The organism is Mucilaginibacter gossypii, assembly GCF_017569325.2.
Classification (GTDB): Bacteria; Bacteroidota; Bacteroidia; order Sphingobacteriales; family Sphingobacteriaceae; genus Mucilaginibacter; species Mucilaginibacter gossypii.
This window is the reverse complement of record NZ_CP071878.2, coordinates 707538-720128: the sequence shown is the minus strand read 5'-3', so window position 1 is coordinate 720128 and position 12591 is coordinate 707538. Positions and strand designations below refer to the sequence as shown.

The 12591-nt window shown below is 39.9% G+C and carries 10 protein-coding genes and 1 pseudogene; 2 read left to right on the top strand and 9 right to left on the bottom strand.

What is annotated here, in order from left to right:
- Positions 1-3 precede the first annotated feature (3 nt).
- The 3 genes from J3L18_RS03100 to J3L18_RS03090 form a co-directional block, all read right to left on the bottom strand.
- The gene (locus J3L18_RS03100; protein WP_129568916.1) at positions 4-1122 is read right to left on the bottom strand and encodes an efflux RND transporter periplasmic adaptor subunit; all 1119 of its coding nucleotides are present in this window, start codon (positions 1120-1122) and stop codon (positions 4-6) included.
- A gap of 165 nt (positions 1123-1287) precedes the next feature.
- Complete coding sequence (locus J3L18_RS03095; protein ID WP_129568917.1) at positions 1288-2655, bottom strand: sensor histidine kinase; 1368 nt, start codon at positions 2653-2655, stop codon at positions 1288-1290.
- Entirely contained in the window at positions 2652-3335 is a 684-nt protein-coding gene (locus tag J3L18_RS03090) for a response regulator transcription factor (protein WP_129568918.1), read from the bottom strand. Before J3L18_RS03090 ends, J3L18_RS03095 begins: the two co-directional genes overlap by 4 nt.
- A 954-nt stretch (positions 3336-4289) precedes the next feature.
- Here J3L18_RS03090 and J3L18_RS03085 point away from each other — a divergent pair.
- Positions 4290-4814, top strand: a pseudogene (locus J3L18_RS03085) (TetR/AcrR family transcriptional regulator); the annotation flags it as partial.
- A gap of 90 nt (positions 4815-4904) precedes the next feature.
- Here the strand turns inward: J3L18_RS03085 and J3L18_RS03080 are convergent.
- From J3L18_RS03080 to J3L18_RS03060, 5 genes are all read right to left on the bottom strand, one after another.
- Positions 4905-5555 carry a 4'-phosphopantetheinyl transferase family protein gene (locus J3L18_RS03080; RefSeq protein ID WP_129568920.1) on the bottom strand — a complete coding sequence of 217 codons (651 nt, stop codon included), beginning with the start codon at positions 5553-5555 and terminating at the stop codon, positions 4905-4907.
- A gap of 213 nt (positions 5556-5768) precedes the next feature.
- The gene (locus J3L18_RS03075) at positions 5769-6011 is read right to left on the bottom strand and encodes a 4a-hydroxytetrahydrobiopterin dehydratase (protein ID WP_129568921.1); all 243 of its coding nucleotides are present in this window, start codon (positions 6009-6011) and stop codon (positions 5769-5771) included.
- A gap of 40 nt (positions 6012-6051) precedes the next feature.
- Positions 6052-6780, bottom strand: a complete 729-nt coding sequence (locus tag J3L18_RS03070; RefSeq protein ID WP_189549159.1) for a LytR/AlgR family response regulator transcription factor — start codon at positions 6778-6780, stop codon at positions 6052-6054.
- 364 nt (positions 6781-7144) lie between these two features.
- Positions 7145-7879 carry a LytR/AlgR family response regulator transcription factor gene (locus J3L18_RS03065; RefSeq protein ID WP_223266143.1) on the bottom strand — a complete coding sequence of 245 codons (735 nt, stop codon included), beginning with the start codon at positions 7877-7879 and terminating at the stop codon, positions 7145-7147.
- Between the two features lie 5 nt (positions 7880-7884).
- Positions 7885-8964 (bottom strand): sensor histidine kinase, encoded by a 1080-nt coding sequence (locus J3L18_RS03060; RefSeq protein ID WP_129568924.1) that lies wholly within the window; start codon positions 8962-8964, stop codon positions 7885-7887.
- Positions 8965-9069: 105 nt separating this feature from the next.
- Between J3L18_RS03060 and J3L18_RS03055 the strand changes: the two genes are divergently transcribed.
- On the top strand, positions 9070-9246 hold the full coding sequence (locus J3L18_RS03055; RefSeq protein ID WP_189549163.1) for a hypothetical protein: 177 nt from the start codon (positions 9070-9072) through the stop codon (positions 9244-9246).
- Between the two features lie 192 nt (positions 9247-9438).
- Here J3L18_RS03055 and J3L18_RS03050 read toward each other — a convergent pair whose 3' ends face one another.
- Positions 9439-12519, bottom strand: coding sequence for a lantibiotic dehydratase (locus J3L18_RS03050; protein ID WP_129568925.1), 3081 nt, complete (start codon positions 12517-12519; stop codon positions 9439-9441).
- Positions 12520-12591: the final 72 nt, after the last annotated feature.

The window sequence follows — 12591 nt, the reverse complement described above, 5'->3', positions numbered from 1 at the left end:
ATTTTATTTAGCGTCTAACAGGTAAAAACCACCCGAGGTCAGTATCCGGTCGCCTGGTTTTAAGCCCGATTTGATCACTACTTGGTTATGATCAGTATTGGCTGTTTCAATTTTTTGTTTTACATATTTTCCAGGTGACGGCTCAGTAAAAACAAAGCTCTCATCGTTCATTTGCAATACGGCTGTGGTAGGAATCAGGATAACCTGTGAGGGGGCATTGTCAAAATCTACAGTAACATACATACCCGGTTTTAACGTACGGTCTGCATTATTACATTCTATCAGTACCTGTACGCTGCGTGTATCCTCATCTACCATATCATTCACATGATACACTTTGCCTTTAACTTGCTTTTCGGGCAAGGCAGCTATCTGAATAGAACATTCGTCCAACTCGTGGATAAAGCGGATATCCTTTTCCTTGATTTGCCCGGCTACCCAAACTTTGGATAGTTCGGCTACGGTTGCTACACTGGTTGCGTCGTTTTTGATAAATTGCCCAAGTACCACCTTGTTTTCGATCACCTGACCGGCAATTGGTGAGCGCACCACCAGCGGTTGGCCCAGTACCAGTTGGTCAGGGTCGGCTTTAAAGATTTTAATGCCGATCACCGCGTTCTCGTATTCCTTTTTCTCTACCTCATAAGCGGTTTTGGCTTCTTCCATATCTTTTTGTGTACCCACACCATGCGCAGTCAGGTCCTGTTGTCTTTTCAGAGTTTTTTCGGCCAGTTGCAACTGTGACTTTTCCTGGAAAAAGATCTTTTGAGCGGTAATAAAGTCCGGAGAACTCACTTCAAATAAAGGTGTTTCCGGGGTGGTACGCATCCCCAGCTTTAGATAGGATTTGGCGATCCGGCCCGAAAATGGCGGCGCGATCTCGGCATATTGAGTTGGGATAGCTTTTACCGTGCCAGCTGTTAATAGCTGCAAGCGGTAAGATTGCTCTTTAACCACTTCGTTTTTCAGCTTGCCCTCCAGTTTAGAATTTGGTGTTACCAGGATCGTATCGCCCGATAAGGTGTAATCGCTTGTTTCTTTGGCTTTTTCCGGCCCGTGGCAGGCAGCCACCAGGCACATACTGGTGGTAAGTCCTATTAAGAAGAATAGATTTTTTTTCATGACGACCTTTGCTTTTAATCAATACTTAACAACTGCCGGAGACAGCAATTATGAACGGTGCAAAGGTAGATGGCCTGTTTTCAGCAAGCTGTTAGAGGAGTATTAGAAAAAAATTAGAAATCCATTAGAATTATGCCATGCAATGGCATTGGGGTAAATAATACTTTATAAGTGAGGCAGCTCAATGGTAAACGTTGTTCCCTCATTAATACCGGAAGATACCGAGATACTTCCTTTGTGTAACTCTATGATCTTTTTAGTAAGCGATAGCCCGATGCCATTCCCTCCCGCGAATTGCTGGTTGGCCCCCCGGTAAAAGGCATCAAAGATGTGCTGTAATTCCAGCTCAGCTATCCCGATACCCTTATCCCGAAAATGCAGAATGGATTTATCTTTAAAATAAGAGATCGCTACAGAGACCTCCCGGTTCGCTGAAAACTTACACCCGTTCTCCATCAGGTTCATAAAAGCTACCTTTAACAGGTATTCATTTCCGCTGACAGAAACATCATTATCATCGTCCATTTCACCTTCAAATAAGATATTAATCTTGCAGTTCGGCTGGTCATGCAGGGCATCATTCCGGGCATCCAGCATCACTTCGTCCAGCCGCAACTCTTTAAAACTGATCTCGGTGTGGTCGTAACTAGCTTTGGCTAGATCGAGCAGGCTGTTGGACAAGCGCACCAGTTTCTGCGCATCACTGATTGCGTGTTGTATTGATGCCTTATAGGTTTCGTTGCTACGCTCTTTTTCAACCGCAACCTGTAATTCAGTCAGCATGGCGGTCAACGGCGTTCTTAATTCATGCGAAATATTGGATACAAACTCCTTTTGAGCATCAAAAGATTTTTCCAGCCGGTTCAGCATTTCGTTGAAAGTAACCGCCAGTTCGCTGATTTCATCTTTTTCTTTTCCGGTATCGATACGCAGGTCCAAATTGGTAGCCGTTATTTCCTCTACCTTATCCACCATATCGGAGACCGGTTTTAAGGCTTTACTTGAAAAAACGTGCCCCGCTATATAGATCAGGAATACCGCTACAAAAAAAGACATGATCAGGGTATATTTCAGGTTGCGAAGTTTTATATATCCCCCTTGATCATTGGCTATCGCCGTGACCACATAATTCTGGTTATGGTGACGGTAAAAAATACCGACAACCTGCATTTCTCCCTGATAAAACCTGATCTCCTTTTTTTGGACAATTTCCTCTATCATTTGCCGGGTTTCCTTTACCTGATCAATATTCACCGCATCATGATATAATAAACGAAAGGATGTATCATAGATGGCGACTTCTTCTTCGAATAAAGAGTTTTCCGAGTTACGGTAGATCAGTTGTAAAACGGCAGGCGCAACTTTGGCATCCAGCAACAGGTTCGCTTTATTGATGGCAGTGTGACGCAGAGAACTGTAGTACTCATCCTCCCTATTTTTTGAAAAGGAAAAATAGACCACCAATGCAAAGGCCAGTAATAAGGCCGCGATGATGGAGGTAAACAACAAAGTGAGTTTATTACGTATCGTCATGCCTCTTCTTTAAAAATGAAGCCCAAACCAGGTTTGGTGTGGATGAGCTTGACGGTAAAGTCTCTATCTATTTTCTTACGCAGGTAATTGATATATACATCAATAAAGTTTGTACCCGTATCAAAATGGGTGTCCCATACTTTTTCCGCAATCTCTGCCCTGGATAAAACCCGTTCGCTGTTTTGCATCATGTATTCTAACAGCTTCAATTCTTTTGGGGTAAGGTTTATCTCCTTACCCGAACGACTCACTATTTTGGTTTGGTTGTTTAATTCCAGATCGGCGTATTTTAAAATGTCAGATTTGGCAATGCTTGTGCCGCCTTTGCGGTTCATTACTGCCCGGATACGTACCAGCAATTCCCGAAAATCAAACGGCTTTACCAAATAGTCATCTGCTCCGGCATCAAAACCATCCACCTTATCGTCAGTTGTACCCAGGGCAGTAAGCAGGATAACGGCCATATCCGGTTTTGCTGAACGAATTTCGCGGCATACTTCGATCCCATTCAGGCCGGGTAAAATAATATCACTGATCACCAGATCATAATCTTTTTGGAGGGCCAACTTTTTACCGTTTAGGCCATCGTGGGCAATAACTGTCTGGTGCCCTTGTTCTTCCAGTCCCTGCTGTACCAACGAGGCTATACGAACTTCGTCTTCTATGATCAGTATTTTCACAATTAATTTGTAATAAATATTCTGGGGCCATTAATCAATTCGTTCTAAAATATCTTATAATCCATTCGGCAACACTTTGGCCATGGTAATTTATAGAATTTTAGTGATCATTTTTATAAATAGCGAACACAACTCGATGCGCTAAAGAGTACGGCATAAACTAGTCGGTCACGCGGTTTAAAATATGTTACGCTCATAGGTGGGTAATTAACTCAAAAATAAGTATATCTCATATTTGGGATAGAAGATTATTATAACACATGCTTTATACAACTAAGTGTGTCAATAAGAAATGTGACTATTTAGAATGATTAAATATAATTAGATAATCACGCATTAGCCTTTTTATGTCAATTTATTCGCATATTGTGTATTTCCCTCTTGATAATGAATGCCTAAGCTGTAATTGAAACTCCTCATATGTTAGTTTTTGCAAATAGACCGAGCCATATGCATATTTGATGTTATCATTATCACAAATGAATAAAAACAAAGCCGCCCTTATCATTTTATTTTTGCTTCCGCCCGAATTCTGGAATGCTGTCGTATCACATTATTTACCATGGCTCCAGGCAGTGTTATCCATAATATGCTCAACAGGAAAAGTCCTTTCATTCATGCTGGTAGCGTTTGTCCTCTTTTTCAATCTTTTTATTACTTCCTTGATAACCTGGTTTAAAAACAATGGACTTAATGGTTTACTGATATTCTTTTTAATGATGTGGATTGGATGCCTCGCTTGTACACTTTTAAAGATCAAAAAGATCAATCTAATTCTTCAAAGAGTCTTTAGTAGACGATCATCTCACCGTGTTACCAATACGCTCAGGCAAATCATCGGTAAACTATTACTCATCGCTGCCGGAACAATTATATTACTGAGAGCTATATCGACAATCATGTCATACATAGTTAACGCGAGGCAAAAAAGTAAGGTCTGACGCGGTATTTGAGCGTTATGGTTATCTCAGGGTTTCCATGCAGGATATTTCTAATGAGTGTAAGAAAGGCCGAAGCACGATATACCATTACTTTAAAAATAAGGAGGAGGTGCTGGATGCGGTATGCGAGAAGCTTTTTTTTAATTGTTTAGCAGAGAGTGAAGCTACGATAAGTAAAAGACGCTCTTTTTCGGCTAATATCGAATCTTTTAATATCACCAAATTAAAGAACCTCCGTCATATTGTCTCAAAGTATAAGTTAGCCATCGATGACCTGCGTTTAGATCCTATAGGGTTTATGTTCAAATTCAGAAGATTTGACGAAAAAGAGATTGCCATTGTCAGGCAGATCATCGAATGGGGCATCGAAAACAAAGATATCGGCGAATTGACAAAGGAAGACATTGATTTTTTGTCGGAAACATTGAATGCTGCCTTCAAAAGTTTTGAGCAGGAAGTACTCGTTTTTGGTAAATTTCCGCAAAGCGGCAGCCAGGTGGCCTGGTTGGCGCAGATGCTGCATAAGGGCTTGTTATAGTAGCCCTTGAAACGGATTGTTGGTGTTGCTCTAAAAAGCACGGAACAACATGGTCAAGCCTTACGGAATATCCAGTTTACCACCACATTGTCAAAAATAGTCGTTGAAACCAACTTCCCTTAACGTCAAGGTCTCTGAGTCGAAGTCGCTGTTACCAGCCAGGTGACACACATAACCCGCCCGCAGTTCTATCGGTAATACAAACCATTTGCTATCATCGACAACTGTTTTCCCGGAGATTATTTCAAACGATTTTAAATCAGTGCTCAGTCCCGTTCCGGCAGCCTTCAGGACAGATTCTTTTTGGGTCCAGTAATTAAAAAATGCGTCGCTCGCAGGCGAGCTGACCACAGTAGTCCATTCGAAATCAGTCATCTGATCTCTATAATCGGCTAGAATAACTTCATCGACCCTTTCCAGATCAACCCCCACCAGGCCCTCATCAGAAACAGCGCAGACAACGACACCACTAGCATGCGAAATACTGAAATCGAAATTGGTTTTGTTTATAAAAGGCTTTCCAAACCGATTATAAACAATAGATTCAAAGTCAAGCTGAAAATGAAATTCGTTATTCAGGATATTTTTCAGCAGTAGCCGTCCATGAATTGATAACAGTGCATCACGATCGTTCCTGAAGCGCAGCAGGCGTTTCAAATAGCTCTGCGGGAAACCATATTTTCCAAGGCTGGCTACCGAAAACGACGAACCGTTAATGTAACTATAATAAACAATAATCATTGACTATCCAATCTAAAACCTCTCCCATTTCGGGGATAAAGCTGCCATCCCTGCCGTTCCTTAAATCTTGCCCGAATTATCTCCTTCGCCGATTACGAACCCTTAACTTCTTCTTGTAAAGGATTCAAACACCAATATCTTTCTCCATAATCGGCTGGCACATTGAGTAATCCAGGGCTTTAAGATAAGATCTTTCCACGTCCCTTGCCGCAGCTATTGCCCGCTCTTAATTAACTTATCGATCCTTGAAGCCATGGAAATATCTTTGTCTGTTATTATATTTCCCTGATCATGCGTCGTTAGCCAAACATGAACTTTATTCCAATCGTTAAATATTTGTGGATGATGATTATCGGATTCTGCCAAAAATCCAACCCGGATTATGAAGGCAAAAGCTTCGGAGAAATCTTCGAACTCGAATGCTTTGAATAATTTGTTATTTTCTTCCCGCCACATATACCACGATAAATTTTCAAGTTACGATTCCCGACATAAGCTATTCACTTTGCCTTTTGCTGATGATAAGGTTAATTTTGTTAAATATATGCTCTTTATAAGTGAGCCCCATAACAACAGAACGCCCGTCAGTAAGGACAATCTGGTTTCCATCGATAAACCTGATCTTTTCATGGTTGACCAGGAATGATTTGTGTACCCTGGAAAAAATAGCTGCCGGAAGATTTTCTTCCATTTCTTTCATGGTCAGATAAGTAATATGTTTCTCGTATTGCAGATATACTATAATGTAATTTTTCAGGGATTCTACGTAATAGATTTCATCAAATTTAATTCTCACTTTTTTGCTTTTAGACTCGCATTTCAGGTAACAGTAATCGGGTTTAGCTTCGCTGCTACTCGCTACCAATCGAATTTTATCCATGACCTTATTGACCGATTTTAAAAATCGTTCATAGGTCATTGGTTTTAACAAGTAGTCGTAAACATCTTTTTCAAAGGCGCTGAATGCATAGTCTGTAAAAGCGGTTGTAATAATGACAGATGTATATTTTTTGACAATCCCGGCAAGCTCAATTCCGGAAATTTGCGGCATATCCACATCGGCAAAGGAAATATGGATGCTTGTTTCACTATTGGTCACATATTCTATAGCCTCCAGAGGGTTTTCAAAAGACTTTAAAAAGTTCAATTCCGGCGTTTTTTGAATAAAACCTTTTAAAATTTCTATTGCGTGCGGTTCATCGTCTATTACAATACAATTGATCATGTAATTTTTTTTGTTAATATAATTACCCGAATAGCTTTTCATTATTTTGACAACACCATCATCTTACCAATAATTTAACAGGGCGTTTTTCGACTGCAGGGCCTTTTTTAAACGTGAAACAGTGTTACTTTTAAGAGCCTTAAATATGGCAAGCTATCAAAATAGTCGCATTAATGATGTGAGTTTAAAATAATGAATGGGCTTGCTTATTAGTTAATACAAATATTTGAAAATGCAGGAAACTTTTACAGTTTTTTACACCAAACAGCCGTTGGCGTAGATAAACGATAAAAGCCAGGGAAACACAGTATCAGCAGGTAGGAAAGATAATTAAATCCGCCAAAATATCCGAACGGGCACAGACTTATCTTTCAATTACGCCTCTTTTGCTGGCGAGTAACTTGTGCTTTAGCGCCTCAAAAAATAACGTTCTATATTTGGTTCCCAAAATCACCGAATGATTCCCACGAAGTACGACCATATTGCCTTCCACGGATATAATTTTTTTCAGGTTTATAATATAAGATTTATGAATTCTCAGAAACTCGCTTGCCGGCAGGTATGATTCAATTTCTTTCATACTAAGGTAAGTAATATGTTTTTTTTCAATCGTGTGAATCATGACATAATTATTCAGAGACTCCACATATATAATATCAGCTTTCTCTATGCGTACCACTTTCCCTTTGATATCACACTTGACATAGAAATCATCGTTATTTTCCTTGATGCTCGCCCTACCGTTCCACCGATCTTTAACTTTTTCAATTGATTTTAGAAATCTTTCATAAGTAATCGGTTTTAGCAAATAATCGTAAGCATTTCTTTCGAACGCCTGAATAGCATAATCCGGGGAAGCGGTAATAAAAACTACCGGCATAGACCTATCAACCATCTCTGAAAATGTTATACCGGAAAACTGGGACATTTCAATATCCACGAATATAACATCGGGTTTCTCTTCAGCATTGTTAATCACCCCCAGTGCAGTTACCGGATTATCAGCTACGCCAGCTAAAAGCAACCCTGGTGTTTTTAATATATATCTGGACATGATATCAATTGAATGATTTTCATCGTCCACAACATAACAATTCATCATAACTATTGGTAAAAAATTTTCAGATCAGTAATAAAAAGCTCGCCGTCATCTGCCGCCTCAAAACTAAATTTGTTATTATGGAAATTATTAAGCCTTGTCTTTAAGTTTATTAATCCGATACCGTTTCCTTTGTCCAGTGAATACTTTCTTGTTTTATTTTGTGTAATCATATGAAAAACGCCGCGATCGTAGGAAATGATGATTTTACCAGGAACCCGGGAATCTGTCAAATCACCGTGTTTATAAACATTTTCGACCAACGTAAGCAATGACAAAGGTAAGATCTTGAGATTTTTAAAATCACCGTCGAGCACCAATTCCAACTGCAGTTTATTATTAAATCTAATTTGATTTATTTTCAACAGGTTTGAAATATGACTTATTTCCTTTTCCATTTCTACCTTGCCGTCTTCATCCATTTCACTCAAAGAATACCGCATGATATCAGCCAGCAGAATTACAGTTTCTGATGCCTTGGGAGAAATTTCGTGAATCGAATTGTAAATGAAGTTTAAGGAATTAAATAAAAGATGGGGGTTGATCTGTGACCTGAGATAAGCATTATCAGCGAGAGTCAGGTTTCTTTCCAGTTCGACCTTTTCCTTTTGATTGATCAGGTTTCTACGCTCCAGTTCGTTGATCTTCTTTCTCTGCTCAATAGCGGAAAGCATGCTGTAATATGCAGTACTAAAACCGAGAAAATAAAGCCCTCTCCAAATATACTTGACTAATATTATTTTATTAATCACGAATGGAGTAAAGATCGAGGCTCCGGTTTTCACACAATCCAGCACTTTACCCAATGAGAGCATAATAATTACATAAATAGACAATTCCAGCATTATGCCCGCCGCTAAAAAGATCATTCTAGCATTTCCCAAATTCTTTTTGGAAGGAAGTACGACAGAGGCATTAAAGTAGAAAAAAGAAACATTAACAATGTAATAGGAAAAGAAGCTCAAAAAGCCGCCGTTTACTTTTCCAGTCGTGATCACGATGAATGATACTTCGTAAATAACAAATAATAACCAAGCCAGCGTGTGCTTAAAAATCAGGACGGGATTAAAATTCTTAAAAATCATATACCATTCTAATATGCTATTATAAATATCAAAAAATGCATTTTACGTAATAAACTCAACCAGTATTATTATTAATAATAGCTTAGGGTAAATAAAAAATTACCCATGAACAAGATATCAAAATCTATCCGGAACCTCCAGTCAAAAACGCTGTTTAAATTTGAAAACTCGGGTCATCAACAATATTCAGGAGATACAGACCCAACATCATCGACCGTTACTATAACCGGGATATTCGCCAACGCACAAACATCTAAATCTCTGATTAAAAGAGTATTATAATTTAACAAAAAATCAATTTACTCTGTTTATAAACGCCTATCATCAGTCGGTTGCGCCTGATGATAGGTTACTACAGGTAACGGCATTTTATTGTCAAAAGCGGTTATCGCTTTTGACAATATACATCAACGCAGGCATTGCTATTATTCTCATTTTATAAGTTATCTAATAATCATAAATATACGCTGTCAGCTAAAATATTTTTCCGGCCGATTTCAACCCGTTTTTTGCTATCTCTGATTGATTATATTTATGCAGGCAATAATATAATACCAATTCCTGTTTACGCGGCTGTTCCGTAAATATTCTGTTAAGATGCATATGCAGAATGTCGCCCAAAAGACGTTCTCTGACTTCCCTGCTTTCATTTTTACTGAAATTCAGCAACTTTATAAACGACTTTTTCAATGTTGCGAAGGCCTTATCTGATCTGTGTAGGTTGTAAAAAGAATCATCTGTAAGCAATTCGCTAAGCATAGGTCTTAAATTCCTGTATTTGCTATCCAGGTCTGTTTTAAGGCCAGCATTTTTAAACTCGTTAAAATAAGCACAATAAATTTTTTGGACAAAATAATCCCGGTCCCTTATATCCTGATATGCGCAGGTGAGCAGGTCATTAACGGACCTGAAAGCCAAACTGCTGTACCCCCAATTTGAGAAAGCGTCCAGATCGTGTTTTATAAATTTCAGGATAAGATTACTGCTTTCACAAAAGAAAAGCTCGACCCGGTCGATCTTTTTATAACCATAGCGTTCCAATTCTCTTTTATAGGTATCAAATTGATAATCGCTGATTAGGCCCTCACGAATGACCTTAGTGAGTTTCTTCTTAAATAGGGCTATCGCTTCACCAATTTCACTTTCAGGCAATCGGATTCTAAGCCTGATATGGTAACCGGGGTCCCGGTAGCGAACAAAAAACCATATCATATTTTCGTTGCCAACGCCCGCTAAAATACTGCTCAGAAAAGTTTTAAGCAAACGGTTTGACATGGAAGGCTGGCAGTAAATCTTAATATATAGCCATTCACTACCGGGGACAAAAAGCCTGCTTTTTTCGGGAATTGCCTGTTGCGTTACCTGTAGTTCACTTGGCTTACGGGGCGCATTATTATACATAAAGGTGATAAACTGGCTGTTGTATTGCCTGCCCTGTTTATCCATAACGAACTGTCCTGATGAACTGCTGCTGATATTTTCCTTCAGCACAAAAAATGGCTGCTTCGCGATACAATCCAAAAAGAACACTATTTCATCTTCATGGTGTGTATTAAAAATCAATTGCTGATCATGGTGAACCAGGGAGAAAGATTGGGGGAGTCGGTTATGTTCGGCCCAAATCAGGAAATTCCGATACTGGTTTATTTTGTCGCTTTCCAATACCTTTTTGATGTCACCAGCATTGACCTTCCAGGTGGCCAGAGACAGGATGACTCCTTTGTAAGATACTCTGGGATAATATGCCAGCCCCGGGAAAAAAAGTGCCATATCCAGCGTCAGGTTGCTTTTAACGCCTTGGTATTGGAGGTCGCACAGAAACCTAAAAAGAGGCAGGCTGCTTTTAGAATAATTAAAAGCCGTAGACAAGCGGGGCATAATGATTTTATTAAGCCGGCGAGACCGTAACATAACGGTATCGTTATCTACGGATACCATAATATCCGATAATGGGATAATACGATCTTCCGGTAAAGTGGATTGCGCTGTTAACGGAATCTCATAATGCCAGATGTGTTCCCGCTGGTTGATATCGTCCAATTTCGCATCGCTTACATGGAGGATTTCTGCGAAAACACAATCAGGATAATTATTTTGAAGTTTACAGGCGATTTCCAGTGCCAGCGATTTAATATCCGGACACAACCTGGTGTACCTGCCAATGAGTGATGCCGGGTTTATGCCGCCGGCGGATTCCATATACAGCTTTCCATCCGGCAATTTGAAGATGACACTCATTGCCTCAGGCAATCTACACTCTTCGTTGCCCGATAGCGCATGCAGCTCCGGTTCTTCCAAAACGATTTCCGAAACCGGATTTCCATGGGTTGAAACCCATTTCTTCATCAGAAGGACATGGGTTGACGACCAGGGCAAAGATGGGTCGGCCTGCTCTATTTCTTCAAAACCGATATCTTTTACCAAGCTGACGCCATGTACGGAAGACACCAAAAAATCATGCCCTATACCAATATCCGGATCTAAAGCGGTAAGCAAAGGAACTTCCTGCAACTCAAACCTTTCTTTAAAATTCCTTACAAAATCCGCAGTGCCGCCAACAGGCTGGTAAGGAAGAAGTTTATTCAAAGCATAAATGCCATCGGCAATATGCTGTTGATATCCATCAGCAAGTCCACCGTCTACTGACTGGATTTCCATCAAAGCATTGACATTACTTGCTGCTTTGGATAAATTTGGATTTTCGACCAGTTTATCCAGGTTATGGTCAACATGTTTCAGGGATTCCGCGTCTACAGATCTATGATTCCTTAACGCCTCGATTTCCTGAATCAGTTCAGCGATAAAAGGATCGGACCAAGCATGCTTTCCCACGCTGTCAATTAAGGATCGTAAATATCCTTTACCCGAAAGGCTTGGGCCATAATTACTAATAAAAATCTGTCTGTCACATAAAAGATTAAAATAGGCCTGTGCATCCTCCTGACTGCAACCAGTAACTTCAATAATGTAGTTGATAATGGAAGACCTCGTTTTGGCTGTAGTACAATAACCAGCCAAATCGCGGAAAAGCTGATCGGGCCTGAAAGATTCCAGAAAAAAATCAAACCTGGACGCTTTATCCTGCCGGATAGTTTTTACATAACGAAGCTCGCTATCAACACTATAGAGCGTGTTGTTAGGATACCACTTATCCGATCCGGCTAATTCCCCCTTCAATAACCATCCGGACAACTTTAGTTCAAACTCAAAATCGGCACTTAGATGAACAGCTATGTCGGCCTGATCAAATATGATTGGCATTTGTTCCGTCACCCAACTAACCATGCCTACCGCTGAAAACATACCGAAAGGTGTAGCCCTGAATGACATACGGTTAAAGTACTTTTTTAAGGTATTAACCTCTTTTTTTTTGAGCAAATTGATATCGAAATTCCGCTTTTCCAACTGATCGAACAGAATCGGGCTGGCCAGATAAATGCCTGCCCGGAAAGCAGGAAGCGATAACGTCGAATTCAACAGGGACAGGGAATAATCATCAAAACTTAGAGCCGGTGTACGCAGCATCACCCTGGAAAAAAAATTATAACTAATCATTTGAATCTCGTTTTCTTGCTGGTTTTAATAAAATAAGGCCGCTCGGCCAACAGCCGTTAAAACACTTGAATA

Excerpts from the sequence above, each read along its gene's own strand:
- J3L18_RS03060 (WP_129568924.1), bottom strand. The coding sequence starts at position 8,964 with ATGATTTTTAAGAATTTTAATCCCGTCCTGATTTTTAAGCACACGCTG.
- J3L18_RS03065 (WP_223266143.1), bottom strand. The coding sequence starts at position 7,879 with ATGAATTGTTATGTTGTGGACGATGAAAATCATTCAATTGATATCATG.
- J3L18_RS03080 (WP_129568920.1), bottom strand. The coding sequence starts at position 5,555 with ATGATTATTGTTTATTATAGTTACATTAACGGTTCGTCGTTTTCGGTA.
- J3L18_RS03050 (WP_129568925.1), bottom strand. The coding sequence starts at position 12,519 with ATGATTAGTTATAATTTTTTTTCCAGGGTGATGCTGCGTACACCGGCT.
- J3L18_RS03075 (WP_129568921.1), bottom strand. The coding sequence starts at position 6,011 with ATGTGGCGGGAAGAAAATAACAAATTATTCAAAGCATTCGAGTTCGAA.
- J3L18_RS03070 (WP_189549159.1), bottom strand. The coding sequence starts at position 6,780 with ATGATCAATTGTATTGTAATAGACGATGAACCGCACGCAATAGAAATT.
- J3L18_RS03100 (WP_129568916.1), bottom strand. The coding sequence starts at position 1,122 with ATGAAAAAAAATCTATTCTTCTTAATAGGACTTACCACCAGTATGTGC.
- J3L18_RS03095 (WP_129568917.1), bottom strand. The coding sequence starts at position 2,655 with ATGACGATACGTAATAAACTCACTTTGTTGTTTACCTCCATCATCGCG.
- J3L18_RS03055 (WP_189549163.1), top strand. The coding sequence starts at position 9,070 with ATGAACAAGATATCAAAATCTATCCGGAACCTCCAGTCAAAAACGCTG.